This is a genomic window from Pseudoalteromonas sp. SCSIO 43101 (assembly GCF_023650775.1).
Lineage (GTDB): Bacteria > Pseudomonadota > Gammaproteobacteria > Enterobacterales > Alteromonadaceae > Pseudoalteromonas > Pseudoalteromonas apostichopi.
Genome location: NZ_CP072673.1, coordinates 2,089,640 through 2,113,789 on the forward strand (window position 1 = coordinate 2,089,640; position 24,150 = coordinate 2,113,789).

General features: G+C 39.0%; 21 protein-coding genes and 1 riboswitch. Of the genes, 10 read left to right on the forward strand and 11 right to left on the reverse strand.

All coding sequences use genetic code 11. The features are described from left to right. Positions 1–75: 75 nt before the first annotated feature. From J8Z25_RS09715 to J8Z25_RS09725, 3 genes are all read right to left on the reverse strand, one after another. Complete coding sequence (locus J8Z25_RS09715) at positions 76–2,358, reverse strand: ATP-binding protein (protein ID WP_250660970.1); 2,283 nt, start codon at positions 2,356–2,358, stop codon at positions 76–78. 9 nt (positions 2,359–2,367) lie between these two features. Next, the gene (locus tag J8Z25_RS09720; protein WP_250660971.1) at positions 2,368–3,636 is read right to left on the reverse strand and encodes an ABC transporter substrate-binding protein; all 1,269 of its coding nucleotides are present in this window, start codon (positions 3,634–3,636) and stop codon (positions 2,368–2,370) included. A gap of 126 nt (positions 3,637–3,762) precedes the next feature. Next, positions 3,763–5,781 (reverse strand): hybrid sensor histidine kinase/response regulator, encoded by a 2,019-nt coding sequence (locus J8Z25_RS09725; protein ID WP_250660972.1) that lies wholly within the window; start codon positions 5,779–5,781, stop codon positions 3,763–3,765. 213 nt (positions 5,782–5,994) lie between these two features. Between J8Z25_RS09725 and J8Z25_RS09730 the strand changes: the two genes are divergently transcribed. The 3 genes from J8Z25_RS09730 (at position 5,995) to J8Z25_RS09740 (ending at position 9,499) form a co-directional block, all read left to right on the forward strand. Continuing rightward, a complete protein-coding gene (locus J8Z25_RS09730) occupies positions 5,995–7,293 on the forward strand; it encodes a diguanylate cyclase domain-containing protein (RefSeq protein ID WP_250660973.1) in 1,299 nt (432 codons plus the stop codon). 88 nt (positions 7,294–7,381) lie between these two features. Next, the gene (locus tag J8Z25_RS09735; protein ID WP_130051318.1) at positions 7,382–8,275 is read left to right on the forward strand and encodes a TIGR01777 family oxidoreductase; all 894 of its coding nucleotides are present in this window, start codon (positions 7,382–7,384) and stop codon (positions 8,273–8,275) included. An 81-nt stretch (positions 8,276–8,356) separates the two neighbouring features. Continuing rightward, the gene (locus J8Z25_RS09740; protein WP_250660974.1) at positions 8,357–9,499 is read left to right on the forward strand and encodes a GGDEF domain-containing protein; all 1,143 of its coding nucleotides are present in this window, start codon (positions 8,357–8,359) and stop codon (positions 9,497–9,499) included. On the opposite strand, the gene J8Z25_RS09745 is transcribed toward J8Z25_RS09740, so the two are convergent. Further along, positions 9,496–10,470: a LysR family transcriptional regulator gene (locus J8Z25_RS09745; protein ID WP_130051316.1), complete on the reverse strand. Its 975-nt coding sequence runs from the start codon at positions 10,468–10,470 to the stop codon at positions 9,496–9,498. The two genes, J8Z25_RS09740 and J8Z25_RS09745, sit on opposite strands and share 4 nt — an antisense overlap. 109 nt (positions 10,471–10,579) lie before the next feature. On the opposite strand from J8Z25_RS09745, the gene J8Z25_RS09750 reads away from it, so the two are divergent. Together J8Z25_RS09750 and J8Z25_RS09755 are read left to right on the forward strand one after the other, a co-directional pair. After that, on the forward strand, positions 10,580–11,521 hold the full coding sequence (locus tag J8Z25_RS09750; protein ID WP_250660975.1) for a sodium-dependent bicarbonate transport family permease: 942 nt from the start codon (positions 10,580–10,582) through the stop codon (positions 11,519–11,521). Between the two features lie 83 nt (positions 11,522–11,604). Continuing rightward, positions 11,605–12,024 carry a hypothetical protein gene (locus tag J8Z25_RS09755; RefSeq protein ID WP_239977618.1) on the forward strand — a complete coding sequence of 140 codons (420 nt, stop codon included), beginning with the start codon at positions 11,605–11,607 and terminating at the stop codon, positions 12,022–12,024. Between the two features lie 13 nt (positions 12,025–12,037). On the opposite strand, the gene J8Z25_RS09760 is transcribed toward J8Z25_RS09755, so the two are convergent. From J8Z25_RS09760 to J8Z25_RS09770, 3 genes are all read right to left on the reverse strand, one after another. After that, on the reverse strand, positions 12,038–12,418 hold the full coding sequence (locus J8Z25_RS09760; protein ID WP_130051313.1) for a hypothetical protein: 381 nt from the start codon (positions 12,416–12,418) through the stop codon (positions 12,038–12,040). Then, positions 12,411–12,995, reverse strand: a complete 585-nt coding sequence (locus tag J8Z25_RS09765; protein ID WP_167657825.1) for a hypothetical protein — start codon at positions 12,993–12,995, stop codon at positions 12,411–12,413. Before J8Z25_RS09765 ends, J8Z25_RS09760 begins: the two co-directional genes overlap by 8 nt. Positions 12,996–13,068: 73 nt before the next feature. Next, positions 13,069–13,251, reverse strand: a complete 183-nt coding sequence (locus J8Z25_RS09770; protein WP_250660976.1) for a hypothetical protein — start codon at positions 13,249–13,251, stop codon at positions 13,069–13,071. A 264-nt stretch (positions 13,252–13,515) separates the two neighbouring features. Between J8Z25_RS09770 and sbcB the strand changes: the two genes are divergently transcribed. Beyond that, positions 13,516–14,961, forward strand: coding sequence for an exodeoxyribonuclease I (gene sbcB, locus J8Z25_RS09775; RefSeq protein ID WP_250660977.1), 1,446 nt, complete (start codon positions 13,516–13,518; stop codon positions 14,959–14,961). 38 nt (positions 14,962–14,999) lie between these two features. Here the strand turns inward: sbcB and J8Z25_RS09780 are convergent, their stop codons facing one another. Then, the gene (locus J8Z25_RS09780) at positions 15,000–15,881 is read right to left on the reverse strand and encodes an NAD(P)-dependent oxidoreductase (RefSeq protein ID WP_130051310.1); all 882 of its coding nucleotides are present in this window, start codon (positions 15,879–15,881) and stop codon (positions 15,000–15,002) included. Positions 15,882–15,995: 114 nt separating this feature from the next. On the opposite strand from J8Z25_RS09780, the gene J8Z25_RS09785 reads away from it, so the two are divergent. Further along, the gene (locus J8Z25_RS09785) at positions 15,996–16,511 is read left to right on the forward strand and encodes a glutathione peroxidase (RefSeq protein ID WP_130051309.1); all 516 of its coding nucleotides are present in this window, start codon (positions 15,996–15,998) and stop codon (positions 16,509–16,511) included. Further along, positions 16,477–17,460 carry a 2-hydroxyacid dehydrogenase gene (locus J8Z25_RS09790; protein ID WP_250662027.1) on the forward strand — a complete coding sequence of 328 codons (984 nt, stop codon included), beginning with the start codon at positions 16,477–16,479 and terminating at the stop codon, positions 17,458–17,460. Before J8Z25_RS09785 ends, J8Z25_RS09790 begins: the two co-directional genes overlap by 35 nt. 106 nt (positions 17,461–17,566) lie before the next feature. On the opposite strand, the gene J8Z25_RS09795 is transcribed toward J8Z25_RS09790, so the two are convergent. Beyond that, the gene (locus J8Z25_RS09795) at positions 17,567–18,892 is read right to left on the reverse strand and encodes a sodium-dependent transporter (RefSeq protein ID WP_167657814.1); all 1,326 of its coding nucleotides are present in this window, start codon (positions 18,890–18,892) and stop codon (positions 17,567–17,569) included. 147 nt (positions 18,893–19,039) lie between these two features. On the opposite strand from J8Z25_RS09795, the gene J8Z25_RS09800 reads away from it, so the two are divergent. Continuing rightward, positions 19,040–19,777 carry a 4'-phosphopantetheinyl transferase family protein gene (locus tag J8Z25_RS09800; RefSeq protein WP_167657813.1) on the forward strand — a complete coding sequence of 246 codons (738 nt, stop codon included), beginning with the start codon at positions 19,040–19,042 and terminating at the stop codon, positions 19,775–19,777. On the opposite strand, the gene lysC is transcribed toward J8Z25_RS09800, so the two are convergent. Together lysC and nhaD are read right to left on the reverse strand one after the other, a co-directional pair. Continuing rightward, entirely contained in the window at positions 19,754–21,133 is a 1,380-nt protein-coding gene (gene lysC, locus J8Z25_RS09805) for a lysine-sensitive aspartokinase 3 (RefSeq protein ID WP_250660978.1), read from the reverse strand. The genes J8Z25_RS09800 and lysC overlap by 24 nt on opposite strands. An 81-nt stretch (positions 21,134–21,214) precedes the next feature. Beyond that, positions 21,215–21,387: riboswitch (Lysine riboswitch) on the reverse strand. An 87-nt stretch (positions 21,388–21,474) separates the two neighbouring features. Further along, a complete protein-coding gene (gene nhaD / locus J8Z25_RS09810) occupies positions 21,475–22,725 on the reverse strand; it encodes a sodium:proton antiporter NhaD (protein WP_130051305.1) in 1,251 nt (416 codons plus the stop codon). Positions 22,726–22,873: 148 nt separating this feature from the next. Here nhaD and J8Z25_RS09815 point away from each other — a divergent pair, with 148 nt between their 5' ends. Next, positions 22,874–24,148 (forward strand): MksB family condensin complex protein, encoded by a 1,275-nt coding sequence (locus J8Z25_RS09815; protein ID WP_250660979.1) that lies wholly within the window; start codon positions 22,874–22,876, stop codon positions 24,146–24,148. Positions 24,149–24,150 lie beyond the last annotated feature (2 nt).

A 24,150-nucleotide genomic window follows, 5' to 3' on the forward strand; every position in this document is an offset into this window, starting at 1 on the left:
ATCTCAAAGCGCTTATTCGCGAAAGAGATAACTCTTTTTTTTGCTCTCGTGACTAACGAACCTGTTAGGTTTTCACTAATTTGATTGCTTTTCAGAGCGGTCATTCTCATTAAAACACCACTTGAATAAAACTGTTTTCACACATTGGTAGTCTATTGGTTTAGCAATAAAATCACTCATTCCCGCTGCAAAACATCGCTGCTTATCCGCCTCAAGCACATTGGCTGTTAATGCAATAATGGGCGTATCTTCATAAGCGGGGATTTTTCTAATCAATACGGTAGCTTGAGGGCCATCAAGTACAGGCATCTGCATATCCATAAAAATAATATCAAAGTTGTTTTGCTGACTATTTTCCTTACATAGCGCTACGGCCTGCTCACCATCCCCTGCTATTTTTATAGTTCTTATCCCGAACTCATTCAACATGGCTTCGATAACGACCTGGTTAATATCATTGTCTTCGACTACAAGTACATTAAGTGATGAAAAGTCTGCCTGTTCCTCTTCGGCTTCTTGTATATTTGCGGCTTCAAACTCAGACTGCTCAAAAACCTGTGTTGTTTTTAACTCAAAATAAAAGTGAGAGCCCTGCCCTAAATCACTTTCTACATGCAAAGGAGCATCCATCAAATTTAGTAATTTACTTGATATAGCCAATCCAAGCCCTGTGCCACCGAAGCGCCGTGTAATTGACGTATCAGCTTGCGAAAACGCTTCAAAAAGCTTGCTGAGATTTTCTTTCGCGATGCCAATTCCCGTATCAACCACAGAGAATTTGATCTTTAGATTGTCGCTCTGACCTCGATTAATTCTTATATCAAGCGAAACACTTCCTTTTTCGGTAAATTTAATCGCATTCCCTAATAGATTTATTAGCACTTGTTTTAAACGGGTTTCATCGGCAAAGAAAATACAATCTTGCTGTGCTTCGGCAATAGAGATATTGAAGTTGATATGTTTATTTTGAGCTTGCTCTTTAAATAAATGTTGTAGCTCATCTAGTAGCGAATTTAAATGTATAGGCACAGACTCTAGCTCAATTTTAGACGCCTCAATCTTACTTATGTCTAAAATGTCGTTGATGATTACCAATAAACCTGCCCCTGAAGATTGTATTATATTAAGCATCTTCATTTGTTCATGAGACAAACTGGTACGGCTTAACTGCCGCGCCATTCCTAAAATGCCATTCATAGGGGTTCTAATTTCATGGCTCATATTTGCCAAAAATTCTGATTTCACTTTGGTGGTGTGTTCTGCCGTTTTCTTGGCTTGGGTAAGGTCTTGGCTTAACACCCGAAATCTATCTGCCGCAGTTGCAAGCACACCAATTTCGTCTTTACGATTTAAATCATAAATAGGAGCAGATAAGTCACCTCCTAAAAAGTGTTGAAAGCTAATCGTTAAACGCTTTATTGAGTGAGTTATTTGTAGGTGGAAAAATGCAGCAAGCCCGATGATATAAATCAGTATACCTATAGAAAGAAAACGAAGTGTTTGATCTGCCTTTATTACTATATCTTGCGCTTCTCTTTTTATTTTTTGTAATCGAGTCAAGGATTGCTCGCGCAGCTTATCTGCGAGTGTACTGAATTCAATTGCATCTCCAGCCATAACAACATTTACTAAACTCAAGTAATTTCTATTAGCTTGCACTCCCTTGGAAAATACTTCTTGATACGCTGTAGCCAGTTCACTACTTTTAATATATTTAGTGTTTGATAGTCTGTTATTTGATAAGACAGTAAGCGCTTTATTAACCGCTGCTCTTTTAGAGTAATCTTTTTTCGCTAGAAACAATGAGGCATCTCGATGTAACTCATGCCAAACGTTCAGCTGCTCTGAGATAGCTAACTTTTCTTCGCTTGAAGCAGTGTTTAATTTAAGGGTGTTTAGATAATTAATGGCTTGGAAATAAATATTAGGAAGTTTGTCGTCGGTAAGCTCTTTTTTTATCTCATAACGTTTAGCAAGCACACTCAAATTATCGCCATACCTGGTTATAAGCTGTGTCATCGAGTCTAGGTAAACTTGGTTTTCAAGTTCGTCACTTTTTAAATCGACACTCTCTAAGCGTACTTTTATACTTTTAAAGTTTTCTATTATTTTACTGAATACTGTTTTGCTTCCTGAAACCCCATAAACCGAGATATCTCGCTGCATTTCAACAATATCCTTGTTGATGCGCAAAATCCCAACTGCATAGTTACTAATACGGCTTATATCGTTAATAGAAGCTTCAATGCTTTGTAGCCGTTTACTCAGAACAATGTAACTCGCTCCCATTGCAAGTAAAACTAGCGTCAACGCTAATAACACCTTGGCCGCTAATGACCGAGAAATAAATGTCAGCAAAGTACTTCCTTATGAATTTAGTAATTCATACCATTTATCTAAACTGTAATCATAATTAGGCATAACCGTATTCCATACTGCTATGTTCGAAAAGCGCTTAATGTAGCTACCTCCATCACGTACCTGACCAGCTTGAACCGAAATTTTTCCGTCTGTTCCTCGTAAATCAATGGATGCTTCTTGCCCTTCGTACCAATATTGCCATTCAGGCTTTGACATCAGTGGCTTGCTGCGCTCTGGGTTAGAAATGTAATACCCTTGCCTTGCGATAAACGCTCCCGGATAGCCCGACAGCCACCAATTCATGTACTCATAGGCAGCATCTTTAACATACCCTTGGGTATTTGCAGATAAACACATTACCCCATGCCATGCACGATAGCCTTCTTTGGGGGAAGCATAAACAACTGGAATACCTTGGCCTTTACATGCACTAACACCTGGCGAAAACATGCTTTGAATAGTGACTCGTTTCATTTTCATGAAGTCTACAGATTGCGGCACCGAAGTCCAAAATCCAGCAAAGTGACCTTCTCGTTTCTTATGTTGCAAGATTGCGAACAACTGATCAATCTCACTAATGCTCATATTTCCCATATCTTTAAACGTCATCAGGCCTTGCGCTTGGGCAGCCAATGCCGCATCAAAAATACCGATAGTTGGTGCATTTACTAGCGCTACTTTGCCTTTATTCTTTTCGTCGAGTAACCAAGACCATGACTCTGTTTCGTATGGGGTACCCTTTTCTATGAACTGTGTGTTGTAACCAAAGGAATCAACGTTATGCACATAAGGCATGAAACTAATTGCATTAGTTGGTGTAGTTGAAAGCGTGCCATCTGCTTGTACATAAAGCAGTTTATTAGGTGAATCACCAGCACCTAATTTAGCGTCAGGAGCAATTTTTCCTGTTTTAGAAAGAGGGTTAATTTCATGCCAATACCTTAACCGCTCAGTTTCTATAGGTTGAATAGCGCCAGCTTGCCATAAAATGTTAATTGAATCTGACCATTGCTCGTATAAATCAAAGCTACTTGGATCTGCAGCCGCTTTTTGCAACACAGCTGCACTGCCCATTGGCGTAAACTCAATATTAATACCCAACTCAAGCATGGCTTTTTGCCTAAGTTCTTCTTGTAACGTAACATGGGTGCCCATCACTCTAATAGTAGGAGTGCTTTTAGCGAATACATAGGGGACTTTGAAAGCAAGTGTTGATGCAACAGCACCAGCCCCTAACGTTTTAAGAAAATCTCGGCGGTTATCAGAGTGGTCCATTTAGCATTCCCAATATGTTAAGCCCGTTAAAAGTATAGGTTAAATTTGGAAATTACCTAAAGTAAGTATAAATTTACAATATAGAAAATACCCAATGCAGTTGAATCATAAGCCAACCACAGTTAGCTAGATTAAAAAATGTTCTTTTGCACTCGCAATTGCTTGTTCAATGGCCGTATTTTTAACTGGCTTAGAAACAAATAAATCCATTCCTGCTTCTTTACAGGCAGCTTTATCATCCGCAGAGGTATTTGCAGTCAAAGCAATGATAAAAGATTTATCTGTCGGGCATATTTTTTCATTTCTCAAAACCCGTGTTGCTTCAATACCGTCCATTTCAGGCATAACACAATCCATAAAAATCAAGTTGTAGTTATTTTGTTTGCACTTATTTACCGCATCAATTCCATCGCAAGCATAATCAGCAGTCAAGCCCAACTTCTCTAAATGAGCTTTCAACACGAAGCGATTAATTTGGTTGTCATCAACAACTAATATCGATAAAGGCAAGGTTGAAAAGTCGATATCACTGGCATGTAGCGTATCATGTGATTGTGGCTGCCCAAGCTTTAGAGGTAATTGAATATCAAAGCAACTGCCTTTTTGGTATTCACTACTGACCTTTATCGTGCCACCCATGTAGTCAATGAGCTCTTTTACAATAGCAAGACCTAGGCCTGTTCCGCCTTTATTACGATCTTTATCTTGCTCTTGGGTAAAAGGCGAAAACAGTGATTTCATAAAGGTTTCAGTCATACCAATGCCTGTATCGCTGACTCGCATATTTAAGATCACATCGCCATTTTGCGGTTTAGCCGATACGTTTAGTTTAATAGTACCTTGCTCAGTAAACTTTAATGCATTGCTAAGTAAGTTAGACAAAATTTGAGTGATACGAGTATTATCGCAATAAGTCCAACATTCATCACTAATATCAATATCGACCTCAAAATTAAGATTCTTTTCTTGATATAAAGGTAAATATAACGACGCTAAATCAACAAAAATTGTTTTTAATAAAAAGTGGCTAGGCTCTAATTTGAGTTCACCATGATTTATCTTAGAAAAGTCGAGTACTTCGTTAATGATGTTTAACAAAATATCAGCACTTCGCAGTGCAACTTTGAGTTTTTCTTCACGTTTTTGCTCTGACTTTTCATATAGAAGTGTCGTAAGCATGCCTACAATACCATTGAGCGGCGTGCGCAATTCATGACTAATTTTGGCCAGCAAGATGCTGCGCTCTTCAAGTGTTCGCAGTGCATCAGCTTTTTGCTTTTTGAGCTCTTCGCGCAGCAATACTTCTTTAGTAATATCCTGAAATGTCCCGATTAATCGAACGCACTGGTTGTTCTCAAATTCTGCTTCACCATAGGTTGACACCCAAACAATATTACCTTTAGCCGTAACCAATTCAATTTCAAGATTCCAATCCTTTCCTAGCTCAACCGCTTCTTTAACAACTTGTTGTATTGCATTACGACTTTCGCCTTCTTTATAAAACTTAATAGCAGTTTCGAGGTTAGGTGCATAATCAGCAGGAACCTCATGGATGGCTTTAGTTTGTTTACTCCAGTACAGCTTATTTTCTAGCAGGTCGAACTCCCAAGAACCAATACGAGCAACTTCTTCAACTTGCGCTAACATATAGTTCTTTTTTAATAACCGTTCAGACGATGCATTACGTGCCAGTTCATTGCCTAGCCACTGAGCAAATAGCTCAACATAATCATGTGATTCTTCATTGAACGGTTTTGATACATTAGGTGCTGAGAAATTAACGGTACCAAATACTTTTTTGCCAACAAAAATAGGGGCGCCAATGTATGATTCGAGTTGAAAATTGACATAACAAGGGTGCTCTGCAATAGGGCTTTTTGAAGCGTGATGAAATGAGAGCGCCTTATTGGCTTCAAGGGTATGAGCACAATAAGTTCCCGAGACATCAAATTGCGTACCAACAGCAATCGCATTATCAGGAGTAAGAGCATGAATGACCGTATAAACCTGACCATCTACCCGACTCACAATAGCAAACTCAAGATTAAAAACGTCTAAACCAAACTTTAACAGCTTGGTTACTTTGTTTGAAAAATCAATTTCTTGGTTGGATACTATATCGTGAAATTGGCGCAGAAAGTTCACAGTCACTCCTTGTTACTTAAAACTACATATTGTCAAAACAGCATATCAATAATTTATTGAGTATTCACTTAAAAAGAGGTAAACAGCCTAAACTTGCCAAATACGTTATAAAATATCATTAAAATGACTATTTTTATTGATAAACTGGCAAAACTCTATGCTTAGTCAATACTTTATTATTAAAGTTAGTAATTGTAGGCACTTACCATTTCAATGTCACTTAGAGCCAAATTCACCCTTTTACTGTCAACTGTTTTATTAGTGATAGTAGCTAATACCTTTATCATCTATTTATTAGATAAAGAGGGTCAGGCTAAGCTTGAAACAGTGATCCGCACTCATGATGTACTTGATGAGTCAGAAAAGCTTTACAAGCAACTCATAAACGCTGAAACAGGTCAACGAGGCTATTTATTAACACAAGACATCAGTTATTTAACGCCCTATTACTCTGCTCTTGATCAAGTAAAAGAACATTTTCTAAACATCAATAAGCTAACCATAAACAACCCAGAGCAAAAGAATACACTTGCATTAATTGATGAACTAATAAGTAAAAAGCTAGCTGAGTTGGCATTAACTGTTGAACTTGTTTTGCAGGGCACACCCTCTGCGCTTGAGAGAGCAAAAGTCGTTGTGTTAACTAATAAAGGTAAGCAGTTTATGGATCAAATCCGCACGCAGATTGAACTATTTCAAGATACGGCACGAGCAAAACTAGAACAACAAGATGCTGAATACCAAGAATCCAAAATTTTTATTACGCGTTTCGTCACTATGCAAATTCCACTAGCCATTATCTTATTATTGTTTTGCGCCTTTTATATAAATTCTAAGCTTTTAAAACCCCTCAAACTATTAATACACATTACCAAACAGGTTGAAAAAGGCGAAAAGCCGAAAGCTTTAACAATTGATATCCACGATGAAATAGGCTACTTGATAAAACGCTTTGTACGCATGAGTGACATTGTTTATGAACGAACGAGAAAATTAAACTTTCAGGCAAGTCACGATCACCTAACAGGAGTTTTAAACCGTACAGAATTAAAACCAGCATTAAAGCATGCTATCAACCTTTGCTCCGAAAAAAATAAGCTTGCGGTTATATTCATTGATATAAATAAGTTTAAACAACTTAATGATGAATATGGTCATCTAATCGGTGATCAAATACTAATAGAAACCGCAAAACGCATTACTTCATCTGTTAGAGCCGATGATGATGTATATCGCTATGGAGGAGATGAATTTGTTATTGTTACGCATAATATAGCCAAAAGCAGATTTATTGATGCAATGATTGATCATCTATTGGAGTGCTTCAATCATCCTTTTATGCTGGAACAACACACAATAAATATTTCAATTAGTATTGGAGTAGCCTTAGCCCCAGATCACAGTACAGAGTATAAGCAACTACTCGAACTCGCTGACCTGGCGATGTACAAATCTAAAAGACACCCTAAAAAGAGTTATCACATTTATCAAGAAGGTGAAAAAAAAGAGTAATCTAAATTACTGCTTTATCCGTATAAATTTGCAAAAACACTCATCAGAATGTATAAAAAATACACAGCACTTTCATTAAGGTAGCACTATGCATATTTTTTTAACCGGTGGAACAGGCCTTATTGGTAGACATTTGTGCCCTTTCTTATTAAACCATCATAAAGTCACTGTACTTACTCGCAACCCAATTCAAGCAGCCGTAATCCTGACTCATCAAGTGCATACTGTGAAGTCACTAGATGAAGTTAATTTTGAAGAAATTGATGCCATCATCAACTTAGCTGGTGAACCTATCGTTAATAAACGTTGGAGCGAGTCTCAAAAGCAAACTTTACTTAATAGTCGAATTAATCTTACTTTACAGATCTCTAAAGCAATTAGCCGATGTGAATCTCCACCCCATACATTTATCTCAGGCAGTGCTATTGGTTTTTATGGACGACAAGATAATCAGCCGATTGATGAGAGCTTCAATGATATTTACCCTGAATTTAGTCACGTTCTTTGTCGAGACTGGGAGCATGCAGCTACGAAAGCACATTCTGATAAAACCCGGGTGTGCTTACTTCGTACTGGTATCGTGTTAGCTAAGCAAGGTGGTGCACTTGGTAAAATGCTTCCTGCTTTTAAGTTTGGCTTAGGTGGGCCATTAGGCCATGGAAAGCAAGGAATGTCATGGATTCATATTGATGACATGATCCAACTAATCCTTTTTGTTCTCTCACATCAAAATATCCATGGGCCAATAAACGCGACTGCACCTAACCCTGTTGATAATAATGAATTTAGCCAGACATTAGCTAATGTCATTTCGCGTCCGGCTATGTTGCGTATGCCTAGTTGGGTGTTAAAAATGATGATGGGTGAAATGTCTGATCTACTGCTTTACGGTCAATTTGTGCTCCCTAATAAGCTACTAAGCCATAATTATCGATTCCACTACCCGACATTAAAACCAGCATTAGAAAGTCTAAAAATATAATTACTATGTCTAGGTTGATTAGAGGTAACTAATACATAATAATTAACCTGATATTAGTCGAGTGATTATTCAGGGAAAATCATGATGCAATTACCCACCATAATCAGCATTTCAATTTTATTGAATGTGATTATTGGGGCTTTCTTACTGTCTTTATACTTTCTAAGGCAACAATCAAGCTATTTATACTGGGGAAGCTCGTGTCTAATTTTTGTATGCGCACAAATTACAGCCTCTCTACGAGCTATTATTAACTTTCCTTTAATTACGCACTATCTGGCCGATTTACTAATTATTGCAGCACCATTATCAGCAATATTAGGAATTCATGCTTATTGCCAGTCTGACAAAAAATACCAAAGTGCATGTGCATTCGTGCTAGTTTCATCTTCTGCCATATTACTTCCTCTTTATAATCTGCCAATAAGTCAGTTGCTCACAACGGCCATCATTGCAGTATGCTTTGGTTATGCTGCTTTCGCGCTTAAAGAGCTACATGTGAAGCGCATTATGCATTTAGCATTACTCAAGGTATGCTTTGTAATTCATTCTTTAATCATGGCTATACAGTTTTTGCTGCTACTTTCTGATTATCTAGGTTTGTTAAACATAGACTTAAACCAAATAATAGCTGTTATTCTGATAAGTCATATCATTATCACTACCCTAACAGCCATGATTTGGCCACTAATAATGTTTCTAGAATCTGAGCAAACATTGAGTGACCTTGCTAATCGCGATCCATTAACTGATTTATTAAACCGCCGGTCATTTATAACTATTAGTAACAATTATTTAGAAAAAGCAAATAGCAGCCTTACAGAACTCTGTGCTTTGATGATTGATATCGACTTCTTTAAAAGAGTAAATGACCTACATGGTCACGAAACAGGTGATGAAGCACTCAAATGGGTTGCGAACAAGATTAAAAGCCAGCTTCGTGAACACGACTTAGTTGCTAGAATAGGTGGTGAAGAGTTTGCAGTAATACTACCCAATACCAGTCAAGTTAAGGGTGAAATTTTATCTGAAAGAATTCGCTTAGCCATCCACAACGATAGCTTTCACCATAACAACCAAGAAATTAATCTGTCTATTAGCATTGGTATAATCACCCACAAGTCGGGTACTAATAATGTAAATGAACTACTTGCAAAGGCCGATAAAGGTTTATACAAAGCTAAATTAAATGGCCGAAACCAAGTTGTGACAATGGCATTTTAATGGTGCCTTTTTTCTAGCTGAACATTAATGCTCGCATTTAGCTGACTCAGCTCATTATTTACCCACTCTTTGTCTAAGCATTGCTCTAAATTTAACTCGGCAAATTTTAAAAAATTTCGCGCAGCATGCGACAAATGGCGATCGGTTCGCACCACAAAATACCAATGACTCGCTAAGTTCACATCTTGCACATTTAGCATACAAAAGCTGCTATCGTGTGGTGGTAAGACATGACGAGACACGACTCCCAGACCCATGCCAGAGCCGACAGCAACACGAATAGCTTCATTACTTGCCATTTGCACTGTATTACTTAATACAACCCCCCGACTTTGTAGCTCGCTTTCAAACAGCATTCGCGTGGCAGAGCCCTGCTCTCGAAGTAAAAATCGTTCTGAGATTAAATCATGCAATGTAACGTTGTTTTTACTTACAAGCGGGTGATTAGTTGGCGCAATAAATACCAATGGATTTTGTAAAAACCGGCCAGCCTTGGCGTGCTCTAATGAGGGGGGATGACTAAATACATAGATATCATCTTCGCCTCTTTCGAATCGAGCAAGCACCTCAGCACGATTACCAATTTCAAGTGGCAGCTCAACATGAGGGTGTAAGTTACTATAAGGACCTAATAATTTCGGCAAAATATATTGTGCAGTATTCACAATTGCAATTTTACAGCGACCGCGCTCACCACCTCTGAGCTCAGCTAAGTAATCTTGATAATCATCAAAATGACCAAACACCTGCTGACAAGTTTGAAATAACGCGAAGCCAGCTTCAGTAACATGAAGACGCTGCTGGTTAACCATTACTAAAGGTTCATTAACGGTTTCTTGTAGGCGCTTAATTTGTTGCGATACAGTCGGTTGAGTTAAATGTAATTGCCTTGCTGTCTCACTAATTGAGCGTGTTTTTACTACGCACATAAACACTTCAAGTAAACGAAAAGAAATATGTCTCAAGTCCATTAACAAACACCTATAGATAATTATCTATAAAATATTATCATTTATTTAATTATTTACTATGTGAATTTTTAATTAGAATAGCGTCGCTTTTAACCAAGAGGAGAACAAAGTGCCTGATATTGTTGTAATGTTTTTTGTTTTAGGACTCACAGCTGGATTACTTCGCTCTGACCTAAAGATTCCGCAAGCGACTTATGAAACCCTTAGCCTATTGTTAATGCTCACCATTGGTTTAAAAGGTGGTATGGTGCTGCATGGCAATTTGCATTGGCAACTTTTACCTGAAATGGGTGCCGTTTTACTACTTGGCGGTTTGATCCCACTAATGCTTTACCCTGTTTTAAACAAACTGCTTAATTTATCTGTTGCTAATAGTGCAAGTATCGCTGCACATTATGGTTCAGTAAGTGCAGGTACATTTGCGGTCGCTTTAGCTTATGCCGAATCTAACTCGTTAAATGTTGGTGCGGAAGTCACTCTTTATTTAGTAATGCTTGAATTACCAGCGATCATCGTTGGCTTATTACTATACCGTCGCCTTGGGAATGGCTCTGGGCAAAACCTCTCGCTCAAAGCGCTTTGGCATGAAACACTGACGAACAAAAGCGTGATACTCCTTGTTGGTGGTGTAATTATCGGCATGATGTACGGTACACAGCAAGGTAGCCAAGTAACAAGCCTTTTAACAAACAGTTTTAAAGTTGTTCTGGCATTATTCCTACTGGAAATGGGTTTAATGGCTGCGCAAACACTGCGCCCTATTCCATGGCATCACTGGCGTTTAGCATTATTCGCACTTATAACACCAAACCTATTAGGAGCCATTGGCGTCGGTGTTGGTACAGCTCTACAACTGGAATTAGGCTCTGTAGTGATATTGGCAAGCCTTGTTGCAAGCGCTTCTTATATTGCAGCTCCTGCGGCTATTAAAGCAGCTATTCCAGATGCAGACATAGGTTTAGCCATGTTATGTTCCTTAGGGATCACCTTTCCTTTCAATGTATTACTTGGAATTGGTTTGTATCATCAAATAGCATTATTCATGAGTTAAAAATTTAACTCACAATCACTTTATGCATGAGATTTTTTTAAAAGTCGTTTAATATAAATAAAAAAGCAGTGCAAGGACATGCTATGTTCAATCAAACGCTCAGCGCCGAGCAACAGCATGTAAGTGATATTTTTATGCGCTTATGTAAGCTTTGTGAGGTGCAAAACAATGCTGAGTTAGAGCAACATTTATCGTTAACGCCTGGTTTTTGTGTGCAAAGTATCGAACTTGCTTCAGTGCCTTATCAATTGATTGATAAAGTAGCTAAAGCTACGCAAGTTAGCTTTGATTCATTACTTAATGGTTACGAACATAAAACGCTCGCGCTCGATGGACCACTATTAGAAGCAGTTAGTAGCGGTATTATCAAGAGCATAAAAAAGCTATCTATAGCGGGGTTAATTAAGGGTGATAATCAAACTCAAGAAGCACTTAGTCAACTTGCAGAAATTCAGCTTGAACAAATAGAAAAAGAGCTAAAAATACAAAGCCAGGTTAAATAACCTGGCTTTTTAATTAATTCTTACCTTTGTACATTTTGTCGTAAATGTCGGAAATGTTGTTTTTCTCATCATAGTATCGCTGTAACTCTCCAAGCGATAACTCCTTTAGGCTTTCACTATCAAAACCCATTGGCTCTACCAATTTAAAATGAGCTGCTGTTGGAGAATTTTCAATTAAAGCCGCAACCTCATTTTTTAATTCTTCAGCTTTATTAAATAGTTTAATTGCTTTGCTAATATCTGTTTCGTGCTCGGCTTGCAACGTGCACCAAACCACCTCAACAGACTTTGACCTGATTTGATCTTCAAAGATATTCTTGCGCGCGATCAACCATGTACTTGCAATCAGCAAGATGGCTAAAACAGCAATGGCTATATAAATTAGTTCAAGCATTACGATCCCTCGGTAAACTAAATGTTACTATACACCCAAACTTGGTCCGTAATACATCAGGAAAAAGCATTATAAATGATAGTACAAGGCTGATATACAACACAATAAAGCTGTAAACATAATGTATCTGGGCAAATTCTTGCTGCAAATCCAGAACAACAAATTTCACCCAAATAATAAAGTGAGACAGTGTAAGAATAAAGAAAAGCTTTGAAATCTTGAAAAATAAATCATTAAATTTATAACTAAAAATTGTATGAAGTTTATACATCATAAAAAGCATGACTAAATTTGCAATTACAAATCCCAAATAGACATTTTGTGCGCTTGCTGCTGAATTATGATTTTTCACATACTCTAAAGCATATTCCATCATTAAAGCTGTGAACAAATAGTTAGCGCAAACATTTGCAATAGTGATGAAGTTACTAAAAAATTCTTTTTCCTTTAGAGCTTTTCGTAATGAATTAACTAAAGCTATCAAGTAACTAGTTGCGATTACTGCTTGGAAAGAAAATGTATCCGTATATGGCTTAATAACGAGCCACTTATTATAAAGCTCTTGCAGAAACTCCACAGGCGAAAACTCTTTTTTCTTTCATATTAGAATGTTAGATGAAAAAAAACCAGCTCTAGGCTGGTTTTATATATTAGTTTTCTTTCTTTTTAGGATTTAGAATGATGATTCCACCTGAGTTATTCAAATTTTCTTCTTTTTTCTTAGGGTTAAGAATTATGATTCCACCTGAATTTTTAATTTGCTCAACTGAGTTGGTTGAAGCTGGTACAGCGTCGAATGCTAAAGTAGATAGTAATAAAGCTGATAAAGTCATTTTTTTGTTCCTTCATTGTTAAAGATAGTTTTCGTTAGCAAATACCGAGCCACTAAAATACAAATAAGGTAAAAACTAACGACTAGGCTCTATATAAGCATAAAATTAGGCTTTTAGGCCATTTTTTATACTAACCATGTATTTAAAACATACACTGAACAGCCTCGACACCTTTAGCCCTATAATCTAACAAGCCTCTATGCCATAATTCTGTTAATTCAAAAAATAAGTCAAAGCGGCCCGACGCTTAGCAAGGTTTAATGCATGGCATATCCAGAACAACAGCAACCAACAATTTACTGGCACGACTACGAAACATTTGGCGCAAGCCCGCAAAAAGACCGCCCGAGTCAATTTGCAGGTATTCGTACTGATCTCGATTTAAATATTATTGGTGAGCCGTTAATTGAGTATTGTAAGCCAGCGGCTGATTACTTGCCCCATCCTGAAGCGTGTTTAATAACGGGCATCACACCGCAAGTTGCGATGCAAAAAGGCTTGATTGAAGCTGAGTTTATGGCAAAGATCCATGCTGAGTTTAGTCAACCGAACACCTGTGTAGCGGGTTATAACAGCATTCGCTTTGATGATGAAGTCACGCGTTACAGCTTATACCGTAACTTTTATGACCCTTACGAGCGCGAATACAAAAACAATAATAGCCGCTGGGATATCATTGATCTGGTACGAGCATGTTACGCGTTACGCCCACAAGGCATTGAATGGCCGCTTAAAGAAGACGGGTCACCGAGCTTTAAACTTGAACACCTTACTGTTGCCAATGGCATTGAACATGCTGCCGCTCACGATGCATTAAGTGATGTAACGGCAACTATAGCCTTGGCTAAATTAATTAAAGAAAAGCAGCCTAAGCTATATCAGTTTTTCTTTAGCTTACGCTCTAAAAAAGCGCTGGCTGATTTAGTCGATGTGTTTAACATGACACCATTGGTGCACACCTCATCGCGAATTCCGGCAAGTCAAGGCTGCACAAGCTGGATTGCTCCAATGAGCTTTCACCCTGTCAATAAAAACGCCATTATTTGCTTTAATTTGACTGAAGATCCGCAAGTCTTATTAGATTTATCTGTTGAAGAGCTGCGCACGCGTCTTTACACAAAACACAGTGATCTTGGTGAAGGTGAAGCACCTGTAGGCTTAAAGCTCGTGCATTTGAATAAATGCCCTATTCTCGCACCAGCAAAAACCTTATTACCAGAAAATGCAGCTCGATTAGGTATTGACCGCGAAAAATGCTTACAAAATCTCGCCATTTTAAAAGCCAACACTGAGCTTCGCGACAAAGTAACCGAAGTGTTTAATGAACAACGTGATTATGGCGAAACAACAAACCCTGACTATCAACTTTATGATGGCTTTACCAGCCACGCTGATAAAGCTAAATTTGCCATTATTCGAGATGCAAGCCCTGAGCAATTAGCCTCAATGCAGCTTGATTTTGATGATAAAAAGTTTGCTACCTTATTATTTAGATATCGCGCTCGAAACTGGCCTCAAACACTCAGCCAAGATGAACTGGCAAAGTGGCGCCAATATTGTCAAAACAAACTCATGCATGGCGAAGATAACCCATCAATTAGTGGGCAAGATTTCATGATCACACTTGAGAATCTGGCTCATGAAAATGATGATAACGAGAAAAATCTGCATATTTTAAAAGCCTTGTACAATTACGCACAAAGCATGTAATTGAAAACGCGACAATCATTGTCGCGTTTTTATAGGTATTACTTTTTATGTAACGCTTCGATGCGCGCTAATAAACTTGAGGTGTCGTATCGGCCACCACCTAAAGCTTGTACATCAGCGTAATATTGATCAACTGTTGCCGTCATCGGCAAAGTTGCGCCGTTTGCCTTTGCCTCATCAAGAGCAATGCCTAAATCTTTACGCATCCAATCAACAGCAAAACCAAATTCGTATTCGCCAGCCCACATGGTTTTGTAGCGGTTTTCCATCTGCCATGAGCCTGCTGCACCTTTAGAGATGGTTTCAATGACCTTTTCACCATCAAGGCCGGCTTGTTTTGCAAAGTGTAATCCCTCGGCTAAGCCCTGCACCACACCGGCAATACAAATCTGATTAACCATTTTACAAAGTTGGCCAGAGCCTACTTCGCCTAATAATTGGCTAAAGCGACTAAAAGCAGCCATCACAGGCTGAACAACATTAAAATCAGCTTCATCGCCACCAACCATCACGGTTAACACGCCATTTTCTGCACCAGCTTGACCACCAGAGACCGGCGCATCTAAAAATGCAATACCCTGCTGTTTAGCTTGAGCTCCTACTTCACGTGCAACTTCAGCCGACGTTGTGGTGTGGTCTACTAAATAGCTCCCCTCATGCATACTTACAAGAACACCATTTTCACCATAAACAACTGAACGTAAATCGTCATCATTGCCTACACACATGAAAACGATATCAGCACCTTTAGCTGCTTCACTTGGCGTTTCACAATAACTACCTTGATATTCTGAAACCCACTTTTGCGCTTTAGCTGTTGTGCGGTTGTAAACTGTCACGTTGTGACCTGCGTTAGCAAGGTGACCCGCCATTGGGTAACCCATTACACCTAATCCGATGAAGGCGACTTTCATTGACATAAAACTGACCTATTTGAGTGATAAATTAGTAACAATTTCATTATCTCAACCGATTAACTAAAAAGCGAATGAAAAAAAGTTCATTTAAACCAGTCAAAAACACACAGGTAACACATGGATAGTATATATCGTTTCAACGCCCAGCTTGCATCTGGTGAAAATTTTAGCCTTGAATCGCTACAAGGAAAAACAGCGCTTATCGTCAATATTGCCAGTAAATGTAATTTTTCAGTGCAAATGGCAAGCCTTGAAAAGCTCTATCAAGACTATAAACAGCAAGGATTTACTGTGCTTGGGTTTGCATGTAATCAATTTGGCCACAATGAGCCCCTTGATGGCAATGAGCTACAAGCTTTTTATCAGCAGCACTTTGATGTTAGTTTTCCTATTTTTAACAAAGTATTAGTTAACGGCCCTGATGCCCACCCTTTATTTAATCATTTAAAGTGTCATACCCGTGGAATTGCACAAAACCGCGCAATTAAATGGAATTTCACCAAATTTCTTATAAACTCAGAGGGTCAACTCGTTGCGCGATATGCCCCGCGTACCAAACCCGAAACCCTCAAAATGGTGATAGAGAGTAATTTAAATGATGAAACTGGCCTTATTCAGTGCGCAAAAATATGAGCAACCGTTTTTTGAAAGGAATCTAACTGAATTCGCTGACTCTGTTTCGCTCAGTTATTTTGAGCAGTCTTTAAACATCAATACAACTCCTCTTTGTAAAGGCTTCGATGCGGTGTGCGTGTTTGTAAACGATACTGTCGACAAGCACGTCATTGCAGATATGGCAGCTGTAGGCGTAAAAGCAATCTTATTACGCTGTGCAGGTTTTAATAATGTAGACCTTGATGCAGCCAAAGAGCATAACATCAAGGTTTGCCGCGTCCCGGCTTATAGCCCCGAAGCTGTCGCAGAGCATTGTATTGCTCTAATGCTAACGCTCAACCGTAAAACCCACAAAGCCTTTAACCGTGTACGTGAAGGTAACTTTGATTTAAACGGCTTACTTGGCTTTAATCTGTTTAAAAAAACCATTGGGATTATAGGCTGTGGCAAAATCGGTTTAGCTTTAGTGAATATTTTAAATGGCTTTGGGGCTAAAGTACTCGTTTGTGACCCAATGGCAAGTGAAGGCCCTTATACTTTATGTGATTTAGACACATTGCTCACACAAAGTGATGTCATCTCTTTACATTGCCCACTCAACGAGCACACCCATCATTTAATTGATGCCAGTGCATTTAAAAAAATGAAAGACGGTGTTATGTTAATTAACACCTCTCGTGGTGCACTTCTCGATAGCCAAGCATGTATTCAAGCGCTTAAGTCTAAAAAGCTCGGACACTTAGGACTTGATGTGTATGAGCAAGAGTCAGAGTTATTCTTTAAAGATCATCGCGAAGAAATCATGCAAGACGATATTTTCTCACGCCTTATTAGCTTTCCGAATGTGTTAGTGACAGGCCACCAAGGCTTCTTCACCCAAGAAGCGCTTAGCGAAATAGCCTGCACCACACTACAAAGTGCTAATGAAATAAGCCAAGGCTTACCATTAACTAACGAAGTTAGTTAATGAGTGCGTACCTTAGACTAAAAAAGGCGTGAGGTTTAAACCCCACGCCTTTTTACTTTTGTCTTTTACCTCGAAACTAAAAACTTGTAACTCGCAGCTCAAGACTCTATTTCAACAACGCCACGTTCACAAATACTGCTGTCATTAATAACGGGCACACAAAGCGAATATACTGAGCAAACCAATAATGAGGGCCGCTCGAGACTTGATGCAATTTATTACCACGTTGCCATAACCAGCCTACAGTAATGAAATAGAACAGTCCCATTAAAGGAAGTTGGTACTGCGTAAGCACCATAATCACCAAACCAAATAACCAGTCAAAATTTAAGATAATAACTGACGAAGCGATAAAGACGATTAAAGTTACAAATAAAGTCGCTTTTTTGCGCTCTATACTGTGGTTCTCAACTAAAAATGCCACTGGAATTTCAGTTGATGAAATTGTTGATGTAACAGAAGCTATTGACATTAACACGAAGAACAATAAACCAACGAGTAAGCCCATTTGCCCCATAGTACTAAACAGCTCAGGTAAAATTGCAAAAATTAACTGCCCTTCACCTACTAATTTACCGTTGCTAAACACTTCTACACCGTTATGCTGAGCAACAAAAATAGCTGGTATAATCAATAAACCCGCTAAAAAGGCAACCCCCGTATCTAGCAACGCCACTGTTCCGGTTAGTTTAGGAAGGTTCGCATCAGGCTTTAAATATGAGCCATAAACCATCATACAGCCTACACCTAACGACAATGAAAAGAACGCTTGCCCCATTGCCGCAATAATTAAGTTTGCATCAAGAATTTGACTAAAATCTGGCACTAAGTAGGCTGCAAAGCCATCCATCGCACCATCTAGGGTCGCGATATAAGCAATTAAAGCCACTAATAACACTAGCAATAATGGCATTAAACGGCGTGACCAAGTCTCGATTCCTGATTTAACCCCTTTTAAGATAATACTCGCAGTTAGAATAAGCATCAGCGGCGTAAACACAAAGTTGCGTGCCATTGAATCACTATGCAAAAAGTTACTTAACTCAGTAAAACCCAAGAAGCTAGCGATTGGCTCAAGTGCATACGCTAACATCCAACCTGCGACTATCGAATAAAAACTTAACATCACAATTGCACCAAAGAGGCCAATATAGCCTGCTGCAGCGCCCACTTTAGGAGCCGTATCTTGCCATGCATTGGATAATGCTTTTACCGGATTAGCTTGCGCTTGGTGGCCTAAATACAGCTCAGTATAAAGGGCTGGAAGCGCTAATAAGAAGATAACAATGAAGTAAACAAGTAAAAATGCACCGCCGCCATGGTTTGCCGCTTGTGTTGGAAAGCCCCAAATATTACCTAAACCTACCGCCGCACCTGAAGCGGCTAATACGAAACCTAGTCGGCTGTGAAAGCCGTCACGAACTTGTGCCATACATCTATAAATCTGTTATTATTTTTCCTCATTAAACCATAATTACAGCCAACTGCGTAAACTATTTGAGTTGTTCGTGCTCTTACAAGTTCATTTGCTGTAAAAATAAACAAAACTAAATACGAACCCCCGTATAAGCGTTAAATCATGAGCAGCCACTATTTTTCAAACACCTTAGTTATTAATCTGCAGCCGAACAACACGGCACAGCAAATTATGCTTATGGAAGCATCAAACATCGATATTTCAAGCTTAGCTATTGAAAAATTGCTCAGTGAGTTTGAATTATGTGTACTTGAAAAACGCAAAGTGCCCGCAGCTAAACAAGAGTATTTAGCGACTCGCTTAACGTTAAAGTATTTATACAAACATACTTACCCTCATGATGATTTAGCGCTCAATGAAATATCAAGCCAATTTGATGACAAAGACAGTAAGCTGAAACTACATACACCCGTTAGAGAGTCTGTTTGGGCTTGCTTATCTCATTCAAATGGTTTGATAGGTGCTGCCCTCAACCCAGCTCAGCAGCTGCTTGGTTTTGATATTGAACAAAGCAACAAACCTCGCCCTTTTATCAAGCTTGCAAAGCATTTTTATCATCAAGATGAAGTTGACTTAATCAGCAGTTTTGATGCACCCGATGAACAGGCACAGTGTTTTTTTAGAATTTGGACATTAAAAGAAGCCCTTGCTAAGGCAAGTGCTCAGCCGATTGCGAAACTGCTCGCTCCCAATGTATTTGAAGAAATACGTAAACATAATTTCTGCGCTAGCAGTAATTGTATTGAAGGCTTTGACATAAGTGTTGTGGCACAAAAAAGCACTGACTGGCAGTGCTCTTTTATTAGCTTTAGCGACTTACGCCGCGACTTGGCTTTCTAATAATCGGCTGTGAATTGCCTGCACAACGTCATCTGACTCGCTTTGCTCCACCAAAAAGCACAGGTTATGTTTACTTGCACCGTGGCAAATTAAACGAATATTAAAGTCGCTTAATACCTGCATTAAATTCATTTCTTGCTGACGTAATTGAATTTCAGAACCAATTAAAGCCACCAGCGTTAAGTTATTCTCGACCGACACATGACAAAACTCAGAAAGCTTATCTAAACAAGCTTGATCCAGCTCTGGACGTGATGCATTTGGCGCGTTATCCAAAGTAATTGCAACACTAATTTCTGAGGTTGTAACCAAATCAACTGAAATATTAAACTCACTTAAAATGGTGAAAACACGCGCTAAGAAACCACTAGCAAGGAGCATTTCTGGGCTTTTGACTGTTAATAGAATTTGGTTTTTACGCTGTGTTACTGCACGAATACCTGGTTGCTGAGATTTTTCTTTTTCAATCCATGTACCACCTAATTTTGGCTCACGGCTTGAACCAACAAACACACTAATATGACTACGGCTCGCAGGTAAAATGGTTGCAGGATGCAGTACTTTTGCACCAAACGTTGCCATCTCTGCCGCTTCATCAAAACTCAAGCGTGCAATTGGGCTTGCTTTAGCGCATAAACGCGGATCAGTACTGAAAATACCCACAACATCAGTCCAAATATGCACGCTTTTTGCGTTAATTGCTTCTGCAAGTAATGCCGCGCTGTAATCTGAACCTCCACGCCCTAAAGTGGTTGTTTGATTATGTTCATTGCTACCAATAAAACCCTGAGTTACTACAACGTGGTCAGCAAGTAGCGGCACTAAATGCTCTTTAGCAGCCGCAGCGGTTGCTGCAACATTCGGTGTTGCTTTAGCAAATTGGCTATCTGTTTTTAGCACCTTGCGTACATCAAAACGCACCGCATCAAGACCTTGCCCACGCAATACTTGTGTAAATAAATACGATGATAAACGCTCACCAAAGCTAAGTAGCTCATCTTGCTCCGCTACTGACTTAACCCCTTCTGATGCCAGTTTTTGAAAGGCTTTGAGGGTTTCATTAAAGCCATGAGCTAAGTCAGCATCAAGCGATAGCTCAGCTAAAATAGCTTCTTGAATGGCTACCACACCTGTGATGTGCTCGTCACGCTCAGCCGCGCTCAAATCAGCTTTACACAATGCAACTAAATGATTTGTCACGCCAGCACTGGCACTCACAGCAACAATACGAACTTGATTATCAGCACAAATGATTTCTGCGCAGCGGCTCATAGCATCAAAGTTAGCTACACTGGTGCCACCAAATTTTGCAACAACGTAATCTGATTTTGTGTTGGCGGCTAATTGGGTATTCATGTCGTCTCCTTTTGTGGAAAACTATCCACAGTAATTCAAGAAGAACTCGGCAAGGGGGTGCTTTGAAAATAAAGAGTAGTCCATGCCAGAAGCTCTCCACCTAGTTTGGTGACAGTTTTGAGGATTCAGCCCCATAAACCGAAAAGTAACCGTGACGTCCGGCTAATTTTCTCGGCGAGTACTTCCCTCATTAATGGTCATCGGCGTTCGTCACCTCACATTAACTACCTAAGTATCGCACCTCTTCTGAATGTTAAGTTAACACCTGGTTAAAATAACAAAGCCTGCTAAAAAAGCAGGCTTTGAAAGTTAACGTTTAGACGTCTAGCTGTCAAGTTGTTTTATGAAATTAAACTGCCTGCTAAGTGCGACCCGTAATAGCCAACGGTATAAGCAATTAATAAATAAACCGACATTTTAAGATAGCTCATAAAGGTCAGTGCTTTTACTTTACTCATGGCGATAATACCTGCCGCAGAGCCGATAATAAGCATTGAACCACCTACCCCTGTTGCGTATGTAAACGACAACCACTGCTGTGGACTCATCACAATATCTGCTTTTAAAAGTGCTGCAGTTAAAGGTACGTTATCTACCGCTGCTGATAATAGCCCCATCATGTAGTTTGCATACTCAGGCGCCATCAACTCATATAGGTGAGTAAACTTAGCAAGCATACCTACTTCTTTTAATGCACCAACCAGCAATAACACACCTACGAAGAACAATAAGGTGTCGTACTCAATCTCACGAATATAATCGATAATTTTTTTGTTGACGTCTTTTTTGCGCATTAAGAATTGCGCAACCAAAAACATTAGTGATAAACCAAATAAAAAGGTTAAAAGCGGTGGCACATTATAAAGCACACTCAAAGTTAACGTGGCAATAATCGTCGAGAAGAAGATAACCGCAATGGTAATATCTGTTTTTTCAATACGACGAGCTGTTTGCTTTTCAAATACTACATTACCCGACATACCTACAGATAACATTGCCGCAAGCAGTGCAACACTTGTCAGTGCAGGCGCAATTAATAATAGTAAATTAGCAATGGTGACCTTTTCGTCTAAGAAAATCATCAGAGTTGTAACATCACCCGTGATCAACGACACCCCACCCGAGTTAACACTAAATACAATCAAGGTTGCATATTTTATTAATTTTTTAGGATCTAATTTTAGTGACATCACCACCGCAAGTGAAATTAAAGTCGCAGTTATATTGTCTGATATCGATGAAAATAAGAAAGAAAAGCCACCAATCAGAAACATCAACTTTCGTTCACTGATTTGATTTGGCATAATTTTATGAACAATATTCTGGATAAAGCCTTTAGAGTTTAAATACGCAACAAAGGTCATCGCTGCCATTAAAAACAGCCACAAAGTCGCGATCTCTAATATATTGTGATCCAGTTGATGTTGTATGGTTTCTGGGCTTTGCCCATGAATTGGAGAGATAAATAAGATAATCCAGCATAAAGTGCCAAAAAAAAGCGTCGTTTTGGCCTTGTTTACATGGATAATATCCTCTATAACGATAAGCAAAAATGCCACCGCTATCAGGGTTAGGATAAGTGGGGTTACCATGGTGTTTGAACAACCTTTATAATAATGTAAAAATTGTAAGTCGAGTGTTTCGGCGCGGATTCTAGCAGCATAGAAAGCATAAAACTATTATCAATTACATAATTTACTACTAATCGCTAACACCTAAGTCTGAATTTACTGGAGCCTTATGATCCCAGCTAAAAAGTTATTAAATACCCTTACTGGACATTGGGGGGTGTTAGAACTGCTATTTAAACGTTTTAAGATGGCTGATTTCAGTTTGAAAGACGTACAAAATGCGATAAAACAAAAACAACCTTCATGGTCAAATGAACGCATTTATAAGGAAACAAATCGTTTATTAAATCAAGATATTATCATTCCATTAGCGAAATCATCGCAATTAGAAATCAATCGAGCGATTGCTGATTTTGCGACTTTCTTGCTACAAGAAGAACACCTAGGTCTTGCCCAAGAAATTAGTGTACTAGTTGATGATTTAGCTCGCCTTGGTAGTCGCTTGGCTAAAGCAGGTGAAATTGAAGATTACGACGAGCTACGCCGCTTTAGCCGTATTATGGATGATCGGGTACGTAAAATAATGAAATTGTTTGCCCACAATGAAAACGCGATTTTAAATATTGTTGAGCAAGCTAAAGCAAACAACGCCGTGCAATCTTTGCAAAAGCGCTATCAAGCAGTGATCGAAGCGTTTGATGAATACATTGAACCTATGCTTGAAATGGTTGATATACGTGGTGACTTCCACGCTTGCTTTAACACCATCGAAACGCAAATAAGCGCACAAATCGAACAAATTGACCGCCTAGGTAAGTCATATCAAGACAAACGCATGCTTGAGCAATTGCGAACCCGTATTTTAGAAATGCATTTAGTTGGTCGTGAAAGCTTACGTAAAAGCGCCGATATGCTAATGCCGCTACGTGAAGAATTACGCCGTAACAACCTAATTACTCGCCAAGCAGCCAAAGTACTTGGTTTAGTGCGTAAAAATGGCGTCGATAACATGCTAAGTGCGGTACAACCTAACTTTGTCTCGGATGCACAACGCTTTTCACTTGGTCAACAACGTCATATCGTGGCCTATATGGCAGGCTTAGTCGACTTTGAGCACGATGAATATCAGCTACCAGAGCATGATGATGTGCCCGCCTATCAAAGCCCGCATATCCCTGATTACAACGACGTTAAAACACAATTTAGAAAACGCTTTAAAAAAGCCAGCAAAAAAGCTCAGCCGCTGCTTAGTTTCTTAGATGAAAGCTACCCAGATCTAGAAGCTGACGAAATGCTGTTCTTGTATCAAAAATTAATTAGCGATGGCGACCTTGAAATTAGCCAAAGCCAAGAGAAAGTAAAAATAAAAATTGCCCAGCAACACTTCTCTCTTTACCCATTTAACTCATCGATTGCTGACGATAAAAAAGCAACAGAGCAATAACC

What these genes read in the sequence shown, in the direction of transcription:
- J8Z25_RS09720 (WP_250660971.1), bottom strand. Translation starts at nt 3,636, where the DNA reads ATGGACCACTCTGATAACCGCCGAGATTTTCTTAAAACGTTAGGGGCT.
- J8Z25_RS09730 (WP_250660973.1), top strand. Translation starts at nt 5,995, where the DNA reads ATGTCACTTAGAGCCAAATTCACCCTTTTACTGTCAACTGTTTTATTA.
- J8Z25_RS09735 (WP_130051318.1), top strand. Translation starts at nt 7,382, where the DNA reads ATGCATATTTTTTTAACCGGTGGAACAGGCCTTATTGGTAGACATTTG.
- J8Z25_RS09740 (WP_250660974.1), top strand. Translation starts at nt 8,357, where the DNA reads ATGATGCAATTACCCACCATAATCAGCATTTCAATTTTATTGAATGTG.
- J8Z25_RS09745 (WP_130051316.1), bottom strand. Translation starts at nt 10,470, where the DNA reads ATGGACTTGAGACATATTTCTTTTCGTTTACTTGAAGTGTTTATGTGC.
- J8Z25_RS09755 (WP_239977618.1), top strand. Translation starts at nt 11,605, where the DNA reads ATGTTCAATCAAACGCTCAGCGCCGAGCAACAGCATGTAAGTGATATT.
- J8Z25_RS09760 (WP_130051313.1), bottom strand. Translation starts at nt 12,418, where the DNA reads ATGCTTGAACTAATTTATATAGCCATTGCTGTTTTAGCCATCTTGCTG.
- J8Z25_RS09770 (WP_250660976.1), bottom strand. Translation starts at nt 13,251, where the DNA reads ATGACTTTATCAGCTTTATTACTATCTACTTTAGCATTCGACGCTGTA.
- sbcB (WP_250660977.1), top strand. Translation starts at nt 13,516, where the DNA reads ATGGCATATCCAGAACAACAGCAACCAACAATTTACTGGCACGACTAC.
- J8Z25_RS09780 (WP_130051310.1), bottom strand. Translation starts at nt 15,881, where the DNA reads ATGTCAATGAAAGTCGCCTTCATCGGATTAGGTGTAATGGGTTACCCA.
- J8Z25_RS09785 (WP_130051309.1), top strand. Translation starts at nt 15,996, where the DNA reads ATGGATAGTATATATCGTTTCAACGCCCAGCTTGCATCTGGTGAAAAT.
- J8Z25_RS09790 (WP_250662027.1), top strand. Translation starts at nt 16,477, where the DNA reads ATGAAACTGGCCTTATTCAGTGCGCAAAAATATGAGCAACCGTTTTTT.
- J8Z25_RS09795 (WP_167657814.1), bottom strand. Translation starts at nt 18,892, where the DNA reads ATGGCACAAGTTCGTGACGGCTTTCACAGCCGACTAGGTTTCGTATTA.
- J8Z25_RS09800 (WP_167657813.1), top strand. Translation starts at nt 19,040, where the DNA reads ATGAGCAGCCACTATTTTTCAAACACCTTAGTTATTAATCTGCAGCCG.
- lysC (WP_250660978.1), bottom strand. Translation starts at nt 21,133, where the DNA reads ATGAATACCCAATTAGCCGCCAACACAAAATCAGATTACGTTGTTGCA.
- nhaD (WP_130051305.1), bottom strand. Translation starts at nt 22,725, where the DNA reads ATGGTAACCCCACTTATCCTAACCCTGATAGCGGTGGCATTTTTGCTT.
- J8Z25_RS09815 (WP_250660979.1), top strand. Translation starts at nt 22,874, where the DNA reads ATGATCCCAGCTAAAAAGTTATTAAATACCCTTACTGGACATTGGGGG.